Origin of the sequence: Cuneatibacter caecimuris, from assembly GCF_004216775.1 — a bacterium.
In the GTDB taxonomy this organism is placed as follows: domain Bacteria; phylum Bacillota; class Clostridia; order Lachnospirales; family Lachnospiraceae; genus Cuneatibacter; species Cuneatibacter caecimuris.
Map to the genome: position 1 here is coordinate 172458 of NZ_SGXF01000001.1, position 15827 is coordinate 188284.

General features: G+C 40.6%; 14 protein-coding genes. All 14 read right to left on the reverse strand.

All coding sequences use genetic code 11. The features are described 5' to 3' along the window. Nucleotides 1–44: 44 nt before the first annotated feature. A complete protein-coding gene (locus EV209_RS00850; protein WP_130432122.1) occupies nucleotides 45–719 on the reverse strand; it encodes a DUF4956 domain-containing protein in 675 nt (224 codons plus the stop codon). Then, nucleotides 716–2671, reverse strand: coding sequence for a CotH kinase family protein (locus tag EV209_RS00855; RefSeq protein WP_130432124.1), 1956 nt, complete (start codon nucleotides 2669–2671; stop codon nucleotides 716–718). The genes EV209_RS00850 and EV209_RS00855 overlap by 4 nt, the downstream gene beginning before the upstream one ends. A 7-nt stretch (nucleotides 2672–2678) precedes the next feature. Further along, entirely contained in the window at nucleotides 2679–3377 is a 699-nt protein-coding gene (locus EV209_RS00860) for a polyphosphate polymerase domain-containing protein (protein ID WP_130432126.1), read from the reverse strand. A gap of 144 nt (nucleotides 3378–3521) precedes the next feature. Then, a complete protein-coding gene (locus EV209_RS00865) occupies nucleotides 3522–4547 on the reverse strand; it encodes an acyltransferase family protein (RefSeq protein WP_130432128.1) in 1026 nt (341 codons plus the stop codon). Nucleotides 4548–4552: 5 nt separating this feature from the next. Continuing rightward, complete coding sequence (locus EV209_RS00870; RefSeq protein ID WP_130432130.1) at nucleotides 4553–5326, reverse strand: glycosyltransferase family 32 protein; 774 nt, start codon at nucleotides 5324–5326, stop codon at nucleotides 4553–4555. Between the two features lie 16 nt (nucleotides 5327–5342). Then, the gene (locus EV209_RS00875; protein WP_130432132.1) at nucleotides 5343–6527 is read right to left on the reverse strand and encodes a hypothetical protein; all 1185 of its coding nucleotides are present in this window, start codon (nucleotides 6525–6527) and stop codon (nucleotides 5343–5345) included. A gap of 96 nt (nucleotides 6528–6623) precedes the next feature. Beyond that, a complete protein-coding gene (locus EV209_RS00880; RefSeq protein ID WP_130432134.1) occupies nucleotides 6624–7850 on the reverse strand; it encodes a glycosyltransferase family 4 protein in 1227 nt (408 codons plus the stop codon). 8 nt (nucleotides 7851–7858) lie between these two features. Then, nucleotides 7859–8464: an acetyltransferase gene (locus tag EV209_RS00885; protein ID WP_130432136.1), complete on the reverse strand. Its 606-nt coding sequence runs from the start codon at nucleotides 8462–8464 to the stop codon at nucleotides 7859–7861. Between the two features lie 2 nt (nucleotides 8465–8466). Next, nucleotides 8467–9120, reverse strand: a complete 654-nt coding sequence (locus EV209_RS00890; protein ID WP_130432138.1) for a sugar transferase — start codon at nucleotides 9118–9120, stop codon at nucleotides 8467–8469. A gap of 11 nt (nucleotides 9121–9131) precedes the next feature. Then, entirely contained in the window at nucleotides 9132–10415 is a 1284-nt protein-coding gene (locus EV209_RS00895) for a DegT/DnrJ/EryC1/StrS family aminotransferase (protein ID WP_130432140.1), read from the reverse strand. 56 nt (nucleotides 10416–10471) lie between these two features. After that, the gene (locus EV209_RS00900; RefSeq protein ID WP_130432142.1) at nucleotides 10472–12550 is read right to left on the reverse strand and encodes a nucleoside-diphosphate sugar epimerase/dehydratase; all 2079 of its coding nucleotides are present in this window, start codon (nucleotides 12548–12550) and stop codon (nucleotides 10472–10474) included. Between the two features lie 623 nt (nucleotides 12551–13173). Next, nucleotides 13174–13623 carry an 8-oxo-dGTP diphosphatase gene (locus tag EV209_RS00905; RefSeq protein WP_130432144.1) on the reverse strand — a complete coding sequence of 150 codons (450 nt, stop codon included), beginning with the start codon at nucleotides 13621–13623 and terminating at the stop codon, nucleotides 13174–13176. 1 nt (nucleotide 13624) lies between these two features. Then, on the reverse strand, nucleotides 13625–14122 hold the full coding sequence (locus EV209_RS00910) for an HD domain-containing protein (RefSeq protein WP_130432146.1): 498 nt from the start codon (nucleotides 14120–14122) through the stop codon (nucleotides 13625–13627). Between the two features lie 185 nt (nucleotides 14123–14307). Next, nucleotides 14308–15822 (reverse strand): UDP-glucose--hexose-1-phosphate uridylyltransferase, encoded by a 1515-nt coding sequence (gene galT / locus EV209_RS00915; protein WP_130432148.1) that lies wholly within the window; start codon nucleotides 15820–15822, stop codon nucleotides 14308–14310. Between the last annotated feature and the right edge of the window lie 5 nt (nucleotides 15823–15827).

Genomic DNA, 15827 nt, shown 5'->3' on the forward strand with positions numbered 1-15827 from the left:
TCCTGATGAGTCATTAAAGCATAGTCTCTTGCAATTTTATGTTTTTAATATGTTACTTCGCCATCATGAGAAACTAATGACACCGAATAAACTCCCTCTATTTTATATAAATCAGTCACAATAGAGTTCGCCTCATGTACAGAGCATTCAATTACTATATTATAAGAATTTTGATTTACAGTTCTTGATTTAATCTTATATTTTTTAAGGTTGGATTTTATAAAATCCAGTATTGTATTTTCAACATCAAATGTATCAGCATTAATCACCAAAATCTGAGGGTGCGCAAAATCCTTGATTCGTGAAAGCAGGACAATAACTACTGTCAGCAAGATTGAAAGCAACACCGCAAACTGTGCTAAACCTGCCCCACATATAATACCGATTGCAATTGCCCAAAAAAGATATACCAAATCCATAGGATCTTTAATTGCTGTTCTGAAGCGTACAATAGACAATGCGCCAACCATACCTAATGAAATAACAATACTGGATTGAATTGTAAAAATAATAGTTGCTGTAATCAACGAAGTTGCTACGAGAGAGATGTTAAAATTCAGAGAATAAAATACCTTCTTTGAAGTTAACCTATAAATCATAAATACATACAATGAAATAATACATGTAATTGCTAATGTAAACACCACATATGTGGTAGTAATGTCGGATGCTTGATATCCATCCAGAAACGTTGTTTTAAAAATGTCTCCAAAATTCATTTTTTATTTCCTCCCTGTCTTACTTTGATCATATACATAATAGTTACAATGAAAAATAACAAGCCAAAACATATTTCTGGAGCTAATCGCTCCCCATATTGCAGCAACAGTTTAATTTTTGAATGTCCAACTGACGACCACATCGCATACAGAGTAAGGTTTTCAAATATTGGCGTATTAAAATCATAAATTTCTCCATTAGCGTCGGTCCAGCCTACAAAAGAGTACCCCTCTCTGGTATATTCTGGGAGCATCTCTTCTGAAATTTTTCCACCCGGCTGAATATAGATGTATACATTATTCTCCCATTCGCTTAAAACTTTAACTGTTACATATTTATCCTCTGACAACCACTGGTCATCCAGAAAATTTACTCTTTCATTGATCCAATTCCTGATATCTTGACAGCTATCAGCAAAGCTTTCTCTAGTCCACCGGATCATATCCATAGCAGCAGAGGCATTAATTCTATTTTGAAATTCAGTCAGACGATCATCTAATAATGTCTCAACAGAAGGCTTCAAACGGGTAGCGTAATACTTCTTCACAAGGTTATCAAAATCTTCATGTTGCAGTAATTTTTCATACAAATCTGTACTGAATGCTGTCCCATTAAGTTTTGTAATCTGCTGAGAATTTCCAAGAAAAGCTCCTTCATAATCCCATCCTGGACCCGCTTTTAAAATATCATTAGCATCTTTAAAATAATATGCACTTGATCTTCCTGCATCATTAAAAGCAAGGAACTCTTCCAAAACATACTTTAACGCAAAACTATCAATATCAATATAATCAGTATAATATTTTCCTTTGTTATTATAACCGCTTTCACTGCTCACGGCCTGATAGAACTCTTCCATATAGTTTTTAATATACTCAGCCTCACCAATACTTGCATTTTGAGGTGATTTTATAACATAATGATCTCCTGATGATAAGATAAAACCACTTTTTTCTTCTGCATAATATTCTGCCACATCCCTCTCTAAAAGATAGCCCCCCGTGATATCCTCCGGTTCATTTTTCCAGAGAACTGCTTTCAATGTCTCAGATTTATTAATGAACTGCTCCAATTTATTTGCTTTCTGTCCAGGATTAGTCAGCTCATTAACTCTTTCAAGATCTTTTATATTAATACCATTTTCTCCAACAGAAATCTTTTCACACAAAAGATAATTTCCTGCATATTCTCCGTTAAAATACAAATCTACAAAAGCCGAATCCGTTGTGTTCTGCCTTCCAATTTCTTTTTCAAGCCAAAAAGAAATATAGTTAGATAAATAATTACTTCTGGCATTTGCAATTAATACCCACTCACACGATTTTTTCAATCCAAGCAAATTAGTTGGGTTTGATAGTGAAAATTTATATCCTTTTTTTATACAGCCTGTCCAAGAAGTATTTCCTCTCCCACTTAGTTTTTCTATTTTTCCATTAAATAGCTCCTCTGGGTTAGATGATAGAACACTAATAGCTCCTTTTTCAGAATTTCCTTTCTTTTGATTTATGTAGTCCATTTTACCGCTATCAGTTTCAATGAATAAAGCGGGGATATTCCTTGATTGCATAAAAATAACATCAATTTCTTTCAGATTTTCTTTTTTGTGATTTATAGATGCTGTATATGAAAAATTCAGTTCAATATCATTCACACTAACTCTCTGCTTATCTTCCAGCCCAACAATTCGAAACGAGTTTGATTCTGTTTCCAAAATTTCGAAGCTTGTTGTTTCTGCCGGGAGAAAAAAATAATATCTGCCATCTTTCTCATTATACCATCCATTTACTGTTTTAGAATCTTCTGCAGGATTAATCAAAATTTTCAGCTTAATCGCTGCCTTATCTTCATATGATTGAATATGAATAAAGCACGTAACGGCGACAAAGAATACAAGAAAAGCAAGAATTAGAATATACAAAAAAATATTTGGATTTATCTTGTTTTGTTTCATATATGATTCATCCTCTGCTCAAAAAATACTTACATAAATAAAATTTAGAAAAAGTTGTTCTTTGCCCGGTATCAGTATAAATTAATTCTTCTATGTAATCGGGCAAAAATTCATCGTACTTCACTTCTAGTATTAGCATATCCGGCATTAAAATAGGCCTCTTAGCCATTTTACTTGAAAAAAAATTGCTGAATTCCATGGAACCAGAAATATTCATATCAAATGTAATTCTAACATTTCCTAAACTATAAGTATACGGAATTCTGTCATATTCAGTTATTACATCCGGATGCAATAATCGACATTGTCTTTGTAATTCGAATTTTTTTAACAAAGGAGGTAATGTACTAAAATTCTGCAATGGCTTTCCACAAATTACGGTGTCCACTTGTTCTTTCGTCATTCTGCACTGCAGTTTTTGAGTCATTAGATTTTGTTTTCTTTTTAATTCCAGTCGGATAAATTCGCTTTTACCATTATATATACGAATTCTGAACTTTTCGCGAGGATCAGTACCATTAACATTCTCATAAAAACATGTATGCTCATAATCATCAAAATAAAGGCTTCTTATATTATATGAATCACCAAGCAAATGTCTATCTTTTTGCAAAACCCCCTGGATAGCACTTTCAATAGAAATTTTTTGCGCTCTGCTAATAATAAACTTATTTTCATGTCTAAAACCTTCTTGTCTAATGCTCATTTATTTTTTATCCTCTTAATCCAAATTTCGAAGTAACTTCACAGGGTTATCTTTATCCATGTTTTAATAAAAAATTTCCATATATAGAAAAATAAATCCATACATGCACTGTCTCTGATACTATTTTTTTAATCCTAATGAATGTTATCTGTCTTTATTCCTTCGTAGCTGCACATTATATACCATTTTCATCAAATTATCACTAAGCCATTTAACTGCAGCCGAGTTTATCAAGATTAGAATTAAAGAAACTAATATCATTAAAAGATATCCTCCGCCAGAACTAACACCAGGAATATATTTGTACACTGCAAGCAAAATAAACTGATGAGTTAAATATACCTCATAAGACAAATCAGATAAAAAATTTATAATGTGTCTTTCGCCCATTTTCTTTAATCCCTTATACAGCAAACTGAATACTAACATACCCAATAAACATCTTGAAAGATTAACAAATACTGCATCATATAGCCCATAGATACTCATTTCTGATATATTTATCTTCTCAAGAAGTATTCTCATTGCAATCAAAATACTTGTGGGGAGCCATAATTTCTTAATCGCTCCATTATACCAGTCCACTTTTTCATCAGTATATCTAAAAAACACATATGCGATACAGAACAAGCTTATATTTATCCCATATGCTGGATATCCAACAATTAAGAAAAAGCTTAATAGCGTAAAACACAAAATCAGAATAAATATAGCCTTTTTAATTAAAAACAATTCAACTGTTTTCTTAAGTAACCAGTCCAGTATGGGTACTAACAGATAGCAAATTAAAAGAACAGAAATGTACCAAAAATGACCTAATCCCAATACCCCTTCCGTGCTAAAACCAGCGCCTCCTATTAAATAAACAGCTACCGCTTTAAAAGAAACCGGATATCTTATAGCAAATAGCGCTAACACAATAAACAAAAGATATATCCACATGGGAAGCATAATCCGCAGCAATCTTTTTTTATAAAATTCCATTGCAGAGGAAACGCTTGAAAATGTTTTTCTGCTCATTAGATAGGCACTTAATACAAGAAATATCTGAACGCCATTATTTAGCCAGAAAGCCGCTGAATAAAATCCAATTATTTGAAAAAAATGGCATGTAAAAATCAAGAACATTGCTATTATTCTGATGTAATCAAGCCCAACATCTTTTTCCATATCTTTCACCTCGATTGAAACAATATGTCTCGAAGTTTATCTTTCATTCTTACCCATTTATCTCCAAACAAAGCTTTAAATAATTTGGAAACAAGCATCGCTGGTTTTGCTATCATTTTCCACCATAAAGAAGCTTCTCTTTTCTTGGCTGCTTCACTTTTCCAGGAACCAGCAAAGTAATGAATTGTTACTGTATCTCTCATATAATCCTTATCATTTAATTTCTTGTGATCCGGACAAAATATATTTTGTGGATAAAAAGCAACGCCCGAAATAACCTGAAATTCTCCATTAGGTTTGAATCCTCGTGAAGTCAATAACCCAGTAATTATTTCTACATTTGTAGTCATATTATAAGAGCCATCTTCTTTCGCAAATCTGGCATCGTTATAATAATGCAAAAGTTCACCGATTAATGGCTGTCCTGCTTCTGAAGCTATTATACCGGTTGGAATCTTCGTCTTACTTTCAAATCCCGAGAATGCAGCGTGGTTCAAAAATTGATCCAGATTCTTCAATATCATTACATCTGTATCCATGTATATTCCACCAACTGTATAGATGGCAAACAACCGTACATAATCAGTAACAAACGCATATTTTCCTGCCTCATATGCTTGTTTTACATACATATTTGAGTTGATATCAAACGTCTCTTCATTCCATTCAACTATCTTATAATCTGGACAAATCCTATGCCAACTTTCTATGCACTTTTCCGCCAACTCAGGTTTTGGGTTTCTGCCAAACCAACAATAGTGTATAATTTTGGGTATCACAATATTCCTCCATCCATTACAGACTTTTTTTCTTTAAAATCCTGCCTTTAGTTTTCATTATCACTCCCCCATTGTTAACATAAAAGTGGTGATACATATACTGTTGTACTATTAACCCCATAATTATCAATGGTAAAAAACTACATGATTCTGGTCCAAATAGATAAACATCCGCGCCGTTGATTATAATATGCCCTATTAAAATGATATCGCACCCAAATACAATTTTATTACCATCTTTAGCTTCTTCATATCCCATTTCAAATACCAAAATCAATAAAATATAAATGAGAATGGTTCCAAAATATCCCCAAGAAAATACACATTGATAAAACAAGTTATGCCCCAAGTGCTGGCATACGCCTTCACCAAATACCTTTGTAAAAAGATCTAATTCAGCAATTTTTTGACTTATCTCTGCAAGGAAATCTGCACGTCCCTCCATCGCCCAGGCCTTTGTGGAAAAGCTTTGAGTATAATTATTCAAGAGATTACTTATAGTAGGGTTAGATAGCCCCCATTCCATAAAATGTAAAGCAAATACAGTGTACCCAAGTGAAACTAAATAGATTATACGATACACTATTTTTTTCAATATAATTCTTCTAGGGATAATTAATAAGATAAGACAAATAACAATTACTATAGCAGCGTTCCTGCTGCCTGTCTGCAATAGCATAAAAAAGCTAACCGTTAAAAATAGTGTCGGCAATATTTTTATCTCTGATATTTCAAACCAGATAAAAGAAATTGACAATCCCATAAATGCTAAAAAAGAAAAAGTATTTGAATTTATTTTTCCCAAAAATCCTGTTTGAATCTGAGTAAATACTATAACCAGAGAAAGTAAACTCGCAGCAATACTACCTTTTTTTATATCGGTTACATCTACATTTAATGTAGAAAAAGCAAATGGGAAAAGTAAAGATGTATTTATCATTATCATACTTTTAAGATTAAACCTAAATATAACCCCGGTTACAAATGAAATTATAAGTAATAACGTACATATTCTTCTGCAATTAATTTCAATTTCCGAAAAACGTCTAAAGAAAATACCAAATGAAAATACTGTTGCAATCAGGGATATAAAAACGTATATATAATAATTACTTGAATAAGACCATGTTATACCAAAACTAAGTAGAGTTCCCCATATTAAAAGTTTAACAACTTTAGCATTTCTAGTATCTATTACCATTTAATATTTACCATCTATTCCCTTCAGTCATTGTTGGCAAGAAATGATATTATCAAAATTTCCTTCAACACATTTTCATGCATTCTTACCATATTTTTATTTTAATCCTAATATTTCCTGAACTCCCTTAAGTATTTCTCCGTAAGTTTTGCTTCTTTCAAATTTCTCCGCCCCCATCTTTCGTGCATTTTGGCTCATTACAACAGTCAGCTTCTTGTCATTTACAAAAGAATCAATTGCTTTTGCAACCTGCTCAACAGAACCTGCATCGCAATTGATGCCACAATTATAATACTTCAAAAGGTTCCTGTATTCTTCACATTCTTGAGTATTTATAACTGGAAGTCCAGCAATCGCATAGTCTGCATGTTTATTTATAATACTTTGTGCCGCTCCTTTAGCGATCGGATTCACAGCAATATCGCATTGGCTCAGCTGCTTACACATTTGTCCATACGGTAATTTTCCGGTAAAAGTGTAGGCAATCCCCATTTCAGCCGCTTTTTGCTTATACTTTTCTTCCAGAGGGCCGCTTCCAATTACCATGAGGCGAATATTGCGAGCCCCACGATCTGCAAGCAGCTTCATCGCTTCTATTACAATTGTCAAGTCATAGCTGTGGCCAAGCGTACCGCAATAACCAACCCAAAATTCATCATCCGGTTTAGTATACTTTGAAGCATAATTGCTCACATCATTATCATAAAAAAAGCGTTCTGTTCCGAGATAGACCACAATAGGATTGTCACATTTCGTATTCACAGATTTAGCTCTTTGAGCATAGGTCTGGGAAACAGCAACAATCTGATCCGCTGAACCATACACTCTTTCTATTCTCCTTTTCATCATTCCTGTTGCCAGACGATACAGGCTCTCATTTTTCAGGATCAATCTGTACGCCTCAGGCCAAAGATCCTGAACATCAATCACAAACGGAATATTGTGTTTTGCTGCATACTCTGAAGCAACCTCAGACAAATTAATTGAGGGAATCGCACAATACAATATATCTGGACAATCACATTGCCTTAGATATTTTCGCAAATTCTGTGCTATTTTATGATGGCTGATAAAAAGCCTTTTGAGCGAGATGTTTTTGTGATAAGATGGCTCAAAAATCAGTGTCGTCCTGTATGTTCGCCTTTCATTCTTCTCTTCTATCCGCTGCATCTTGTCTCTATGCGAAAAGGATGAAGTCACAAGTTCTACTTCAAAGCCATGATCCGCTAAAAAGCTTGCCAAATAATTAAATCTGTTGTTTGAATTTTCCTGTCCATAGTCACAGAAATGCGCAATTATCATAACTTTTTTCTTATCTGACACTTTTAACCTCAACCTTGCATTTTACTGACAGGACAACCTATATATGTTCCCTGCTCAACAATATTTTTTATAACTACTGCTCCTGCACCAATCATACAATCCGGACAGATTGAAACATTATTAATAATGGTTGCTCCAGCACCAATCCAGGTTCCATTACCCACAGAGACAGTTCCACATAAATGACTGCCCACTGCTATATGAACATAATTTCCTACTTTGCAATCATGATCCACAGACGAGCAGGTGTTGATGATGCAGCCTCTTCCAATCCTTGCTCCCGGATTAATTACTGCACCAGCCATGACTACCGTTCCTTCACCTATCATTGTATCTTCTGCAATAACTGCATCAGGATGAATGAGTGTAACCAGTTTTCCATCCGGAATGGATTCCTGTATCCGCTTCCTGACTCCCGAATTGCCAATTCCAACAATTACATCAGCATCTATTTGTCCGGTTTCTGTACATTTTCCTATGACCGGATAACCTCCACATTCACGGATGCTTTCATCATCATCGAAAAAAACAATTTCACTATAGCCAATTTTTCTTGCAATATCTGCAATTACCTTTCCATGACCACTTGCACCGATAATGGCTAATAGTCTCATCTCTATACCCTCGCATTATCTTTTGTTTCAGGTGTATCTGTTCCTATGAATTCCTCCATGGTTTCGGAGGTTTCCGAATTAATACCTTCTCGTTTCAATACAGTCCAGATGGTTCTGAAAATGATCTTCCAATCTTCGAGGAATGTAATGTGATCTACATACTCCACATCCAAATCAAATTTTTCTTCCCAGCTAATGGAGTTTCTTCCATTCACCTGTGCAAGCCCGGTAAATCCTGGTCTTACTTCATGCCGTCTTGCCTGATGCTCGTTGTAAAGAGGAAGATATTTTACCAAGAGCGGCCGGGGTCCGCATACCGCCATCCGTCCGGACAAGATGGCCCCAAGTTCCGGCAGTTCATCCAGCGACGTAGAACGAAGCAGTTTGCCAAAAGGTGTAAGACGCTGTTCATCCGGCAGCAATTCTCCATCTTCATCTCTCTCATTGGTCATTGTTCGGAACTTGTACAACTTGAATATCTCTCCATGTAATCCTGGTCTTACCTGAGTAAACAGAACAGGCGAACCAATCTTAATCTTTACCAGAATCGCAAGCACCAGCATGACAGGACATAAAACGATACATGCAAGCAATGCGCACAGAAAATCCTGCGGACGCTTTATATACTTTTCATAGAATCCTTTTTTATGTTCCATATCCATACCCTTTACATGAAACAACTCCGAATAATCCCAATAACCTGATTCTGCTCCGCAGCAGTCATTTTGTTATCACTCGGCAAACACAAACCTCTCTGGAAAATATCCATACCTACATCCACGCAGCCGCCGTCAAGATGCGCCGTGGTTTTTCTCCTGCCATTACCTTCTCTTGTGATAAATGGATTCATGCGGAAGATCGGCTGAACATGCATAGGCTTCCAAATCGGACGACCTTCCGCATTGTACTTCGCCAACGCTTCCAGTATTTCCGTCGGGCAGCTCTTGCCAGGTTCACTGATATAGAGCGATTCCTGTTCTCCGCGAACCTGCCTGCACATGGCATCCTTATCAATAGTCATACAGCTCAGCCAAAAGTTGGGTTCACTGTTCTTCTCATCATAAGGATTCATCTGCACCGGCAAATCTTTCAAGCCTTCCTTGTAGCGCATATAGATTGCTTTCTTCTGTGCAACATGCTCCTCCAGATACGGAATCTGTCCGCGCACAACACCGGCAATTACATTGCTCATACGGTAGTTGTAGCCCAGTTCCTCATGCTGATACCACGGAGCAGCTTCCCGGCTCTGGGTTGACCACTTGCGCACCTTTTCGGCATCTGCCTTGGAGTCGGTCAAGAACATTCCGCCTGAGGAACCCGTGATGATCTTGTTTCCATTGAAGCTGATACAGCCGTAATTACTGAAGCTTCCAGTTTGTTTTCCTTTATAGGTAGCGCCCAGGGATTCTGCAGCGTCCTCTACGATGACAGCTCCGTGAGCGGTTGCTATCGACCTGATTTCATCAATCTTTCCCGGTGTGCCGTACAGGTGCGCTACTACAATTACCTTGACCTCCGGATATACTTCAAACGCTTTATCCAAGGCCACCGGATCCATATTCCATGTGTCACGCTCTGAGTCAATAAAAACGGGAATACCTCCCTCATAAACAACAGGGTTCACCGTAGCGCCGAACGTAACATCGGAACAGAAAATTCTCTGTTGTCTCAGCGCTCCTTTTCCAATTTCATGCTGACCATACATGACTTCGCCGGCAAGCTTCACGGCAAGGTGGAGAGACGCCGTTCCTGCCGATAATGCGACTGCATAACGGACACCTACCTTTCCAGCAATCAATCTCTCTACTTCATTAATATTCTCTCCTACCGTCGACATCCAATTTGTTTCATAAGCCTCAGTGACATATTTCAGTTCATCACCGTGCATGGTGGGCGAAGACAGCCAAATTTTATTTTCAAATCTTCTAAAATTCTTGTCAGAATTAAACATCTTTCGTTCCCCTTTTTACTGCGCCTATATACCTACGCATGCCTTTTTTAATACATCTATTCCACTGTTGCTGCGGCCTCTCTAAATAATTCCGCAAACATCCCCCGCCTCTCCGCCAAATCATCTTCAGAACTATGATAAGTAGTCACAACAGACGCCACAATCGTCTTAATCTCAGAGCTATTCCCATAGCAGGCCTCCGCCAGCATTTCCAGCTGCCCTAAAAACTCTTCCACATCAAAAGGAATGGGTTTCCCGATATGAATCAGTTCATTCTCAGTCTTCTGCATTCCCTCTTCCGCCATCAGCTTCTCTTCGTAGAGCTTTTCACCGGGGCGCAGCCCAGTATATTCAATTTTAACATCCACATCCGGCTTATACCCGGACAATCTGATCAGGTTTCTGGCCAAAGCGTCGATCTTCACCGGCGCTCCCATATCCAGCACAAAGATTTCCCCGCCCCGGGCCTTAGTTCCGGCCTGCAGAACCAGGCTGACCGCTTCAGGAATGGTCATGAAATACCGGATGATGTCGGGATGAGTTACAGTGACCGGCCCTCCCTCTTCGATCTGCTTTTTGAACAGCGGGATAACAGACCCGTTGCTGCCCAGCACATTTCCAAAACGTACGGCCACAAATTCCGTCCCTGACCCTGCTTTTTTCTGCATGAAATCAGGGATTTTTACCAGCGCGTCTTCCGGGTCCTCGGCAAACAGCCGGTTGGCTCCTCCCGTACAAGTATGGCCTTTGAGGGGTGGCAACAGGTCTGTCCTGCCGCTTTTGCTGACCGCATCCATGCTCTGAATCACCATCTCGCACAGCCTCTTGCTGGCTCCCATGATGTTGGTCGGATTCACCGCCTTGTCTGTGCTGATCAGCACAAAGCGTTCGCTCCCGTTTTGGAGGGCTGCGTAGGCGGTTTTATAGGTTCCGATCACATTGTTTTTAATCGCCTCGTTCGGGCTGTTCTCCATCAGCGGCACATGTTTGTGGGCCGCCGCATGGTATACGATATGCGGCTTATAGGTCTCAAATATCCAGTTCACTCTGCGGCTGTCCCGGACAGAACCGATCAGTACGGAAAGCTTTAAATCAGGATACTTTCTCCGAAGCTCCTGCTCAATTTCATATGCGTTATTTTCATAAATATCAAAAATAATCAGATGTTCCGGCTCATGGCCTGCGATCTGACGGCACAGCTCGCTGCCGATGGATCCCCCTCCGCCTGTTACCAGAATGGTTTTTCCTTTTATGTAAGCAAAGATTTCATCCAGATTTACTTTGATGGGTTCCCGTCCAAGCAAATCCTCCACCGCCACATCTTTCATCTTGGAGAGGGACACCTCTCCGCTCACCAGCTGATATACTCCGGGCAGAATCTTTAACCGGCAGCTGGTCTCTTTGCAGATATCCAGAATATCCCGTTTTTCTTCTGCGGTTGCACTGGGTATGGCGATCAGTATCAGGTTAATATTATATTTTTCCACGTTTAACAGGATATCGTTTCTGCCGCCCACTACAGGAACGCCTTCGATAAACCGGCCCCACTTATTGGGATTATCATCAATAATGCAGCAGACCTGGCTCTGGCTTTCTTTGGCCCGAAGCAGATCCTTCAGGATCAGCTGGCCTGCGGCCCCGGCGCCAATCAGCATCACTTTATCTTTTACCTGAGTGTTTTTTTCTCTTCTTCCTCTTTCCAGAAGTATGAAACGATAGGAAAAACGGATGCCAATGGTGAATATGAACTGAAGCATCATGCCGAACAGGTAATAAGATACCGGCATTCTGCCGAAGAGCACTGTGATGAAAACGGTATGAAACAGACCTGTAATGGCAGTGGCAAGAGTAACTCGCAGCAGCTCACTGTACCCTGCGAATCTCCAGATACTGTTGTAGAGCCGCATTCTCCAGAATACCAGAGCGCTGAAAACGGTGTAGATCGGGACAAACTTCACATAGGAGAGCAGGACTTCCCGGGGAATCCGTGAAAACACACAGTCAAAGCGGACCCACAGCACCAGCAGGTATGACAGGTTGATGGTGATGATGTCATACAGCAGCAGATACAGCGCGACGATCTGCCAGTGTTCCATCCTTTTCCGTTTATTCAGTCCTTTTTTCTCCCTTTGCATACTCAAACTCTCCTCCGATTGTATCACTTCAGTAATGACCCGTTGCGCAGGCTTCGCCACTCCGGCTTCATTCATCCGAATTCTCAGTCTGTACGCTGTCATCACCCTTCCGCCGGCTGCGCCCCTGCGACATGCCGGTTTCCACGCTCTTTTCTTCTGCAATCCCGGTCTGCAATACAGGCCTGCTTCCAGACTGATGGTAATTGCTGAATTTTCCTATTTTTCAACTCTTTAAAATATTATCCTGCGGGATTTCCTATGTTAGCCTCTGTTTCTTCTATCTATATATAAGGTATTTATTTATCCAGATATCCTTCTTTGGCATATCCTATAAAATTATATCACGTTTCAGGATGATTGCAAGTCGGAAATTAAATCGCTAATTTAACCTGCTTGATTTTTTTTCTTCAAGTTATAAAATTTATCCAAACCGTTTTAATGTAAACTCAAAATATTAAATTCAGACTTTGATTATTTCTGTTTTCCCTCATAGCATGGTCAATGTAACACTTTTACCATGCAGGCAATTAATATATATACTTTTTCATGATAATGTCAAATATTTCAGGAAATATTATTTTTTCAGAAATATTTTGAATTAGCGCAACAAAATATTATTCTTTTTAAATATATACCCAATCGCTGTCAGCTTCAAACCAGCAGCATTCTGAAATTTCATTCTGCTCAAATACTTTCAGCATACAGGCAAAATCTTCCGCCAGGTTTTGGCTTTCCAGCTCGCTGCGGGGAATCCAGAATACCTCTCCTTCTGAAGAGCTCCGCAGTTCTCCGGTGAACGCATCCGCCAGAAACAGAAATACCAGATAGCGCCCGCCTCCTTTTTCTAAATAAAACTCTTTAATGCCGCAGAGGCGCGGTTTCTTTATCGTCAGACCGGTTTCTTCTCTCACCTCCCGGATCACAGAAAGCGCCACCGGCTCGTTCTTTTCCACATGGCCTCCGGGAAAACAGATCCCGGGCCAGACTGGATCTGTACGCTGCTGAACCAGGACCTGATCCCCCCGACGGATCATGCACATATTGGTGAGGGTAACGTTTTCGCACCTTCCCATTTTAGTCCTGTGCTCCAAACATTTGCACAAACAGCCATTTTCCATACTCTGTTTTGAAAATATTATGGTATGTATTTTTTATTGCTTCAGAAGAATACTGGCTTTCATAAATGTTTACCAGAAAATCCGCTTCCACCAATATCTGATAATCCATCCCGTCTATCTGGCTGTAGGTATGGTGATGCCCTACCAGGAAGCTGACCCGCTCAGCCTGCTCGAATGAAAATCCCGTCTCATGCAGCAGCTCTTTTGCCAGAGGCGCCCCCTCTTTTTCCTGCAGCGGGCCTGCATGGCTTCCGAATTTCTCCAGGGCAGGTTTAATTCCGATATCGTGGACCAATGCGGCTGCCTCCAGGGTTTCCAGCTCTTCTCCGGACATTCCCTCCCGTTCTCCGATCATTTTTGCGTATGCATGCACTTTAATAAAATGCTGAATGCGTTTGGCCGCGCCCTGGTCAAATTCTATCATTCGGTCCAACAAATTATCTATTATATTCATTATCTTCCCTCCCGTTTTGTTTTTGCGCTGCTGCTGTTATCAATATACTGCATTTTCCTGCACTATATCAATTATAATTTATTCTGTCGTATTTTGTAAAGCAATTTATGTAATCTTACTATTCAAAATGAAAGACGGCCTCGGGGAAGCATCCCAAAAGCCGTCTCTCCTCAGCGCTGTTCTTTTTACTTCCGGTTCACTGCCTCCACAAACCGCAGGAACCCATCCTTCCCTTCCGGCGTGCGCTTATAAACGCCCGCGTCTTCCAGCACTTCCGCGAAGACTTTACCGATCTCCTCCCGGATGATTTCAGGCAGGTTCTCTTCATTCACCGGGCCGCGCTGTCTCAGGAATCCTTCCGCCCAGTCCGCATGCTTGGCCGTAGCCTCTGAAGCCCGCAGGTCGCGCCCTGCCAGAATGGCCTCCTGCAGCTCTTCCATCTCGGTTTTCAGCCGCGCAGGCAGCACCGCCAGGCCCATCACTTCGATCAGGCCGATATTCTCTTTCTTAATATGGTGCAGCTTAGCATGAGGGTGATAAACTCCCATGGGGTGCTCTTCTGTGGTGATATTATTCCGCAGCACCAGATCCAGCTCATACAGTTCCCCGTTTTTCCGGGCAATAGGCGTAATGGTGTTGTGGGGCTCCCCGTCGGTCTCTGCCAGCACAAAGGCATCTTCGTCCGTATAACCTCTCCAGACGTTCAGGATTTTCTCTCCCAGATCAATGAGGCGTTTTTCGTCCCTGCATCTGGTGCGCAGGACGGACATGGGCCATTTTACGATACCTGCTTCCACATCTTCAAAGCCTGTGAACTGCACCGGGGTCTCCACAGGCGCTTTTGCCATGGCGAAGGTATAGTGGCCTCCCTGGAAATGGTCATGGGTCAGGATGGAGCCTCCCACAATAGGCAGGTCCGCGTTGGAACCCAGGAAATAGTGGGGGAACTGCCTGACAAAATCAAACAGCTTGCAGAAAGCAGCCCTGTCGATTTTCATGGGGATATGCTGCCCGTTGAACACGATGCAGTGCTCGTTATAGTAAACATAAGGGGAATACTGGAAGCCCCACTGCTGTCCGTTGACAGTGATTGGGATGATCCGGTGGTTTTCTCTGGCGGGATGGTTGACTCTCCCCGCATACCCTTCGTTTTCCCTGCACAGCAGGCATTTCGGGTAGCCGCTCTGTTTGGCCAGTTTTGCGGCGGCGATGGCTTTGGGATCTTTTTCCGGTTTGGACAGGTTGATGGTGATATCCAGATCTCCGTATTCCGTGGGCGTTACCCATTTCTGGTCGCGGCAGACGCGGTAACGGCGGATGTAGTCGGAATCCTGGCTGAATTTGTAATATGCGTCGGTAGCTGTCTCCGGGGATGTTTCATAGTCCTTCCAGAATTTTCCGATCACCTGGGCGGGCCTGGGCATCAGGCAGTCCATAAGCCTGGTGTCAAACAGGTCCCGGTACACCACGCTGTCTTCCAGAACGCCGCGGCTCACAGCGTCGTCCAGCAGAGCTTTCAGGATTTCTTCCAGAGGGCGCACCGGCCCTTCCGCAAGTCTTACCTCTTCTTCCGGTATTTCATAATTTTCCAGACCCAGGGCGTCCAGCAGTCTGTTTGTCGTATAAATTTCGTCCTCTGGCGCGGTCAGACCTGTTTCCAGGCCGTAGCGAACCAGCTGTCTGATCCAAGTGCTTACCATATTCC

What these genes read in the sequence shown, in the direction of transcription:
- EV209_RS00900 (WP_130432142.1), bottom strand. Translation starts at nt 12,550, where the DNA reads ATGCAAAGGGAGAAAAAAGGACTGAATAAACGGAAAAGGATGGAACAC.
- EV209_RS00895 (WP_130432140.1), bottom strand. Translation starts at nt 10,415, where the DNA reads ATGTTTAATTCTGACAAGAATTTTAGAAGATTTGAAAATAAAATTTGG.
- EV209_RS00860 (WP_130432126.1), bottom strand. Translation starts at nt 3,377, where the DNA reads ATGAGCATTAGACAAGAAGGTTTTAGACATGAAAATAAGTTTATTATT.
- EV209_RS00875 (WP_130432132.1), bottom strand. Translation starts at nt 6,527, where the DNA reads ATGGTAATAGATACTAGAAATGCTAAAGTTGTTAAACTTTTAATATGG.
- EV209_RS00905 (WP_130432144.1), bottom strand. Translation starts at nt 13,623, where the DNA reads ATGGGAAGGTGCGAAAACGTTACCCTCACCAATATGTGCATGATCCGT.
- galT (WP_130432148.1), bottom strand. Translation starts at nt 15,822, where the DNA reads ATGGTAAGCACTTGGATCAGACAGCTGGTTCGCTACGGCCTGGAAACA.
- EV209_RS00850 (WP_130432122.1), bottom strand. Translation starts at nt 719, where the DNA reads ATGAATTTTGGAGACATTTTTAAAACAACGTTTCTGGATGGATATCAA.
- EV209_RS00890 (WP_130432138.1), bottom strand. Translation starts at nt 9,120, where the DNA reads ATGGAACATAAAAAAGGATTCTATGAAAAGTATATAAAGCGTCCGCAG.
- EV209_RS00865 (WP_130432128.1), bottom strand. Translation starts at nt 4,547, where the DNA reads ATGGAAAAAGATGTTGGGCTTGATTACATCAGAATAATAGCAATGTTC.
- EV209_RS00885 (WP_130432136.1), bottom strand. Translation starts at nt 8,464, where the DNA reads ATGAGACTATTAGCCATTATCGGTGCAAGTGGTCATGGAAAGGTAATT.
- EV209_RS00855 (WP_130432124.1), bottom strand. Translation starts at nt 2,671, where the DNA reads ATGAAACAAAACAAGATAAATCCAAATATTTTTTTGTATATTCTAATT.
- EV209_RS00910 (WP_130432146.1), bottom strand. Translation starts at nt 14,122, where the DNA reads ATGAATATAATAGATAATTTGTTGGACCGAATGATAGAATTTGACCAG.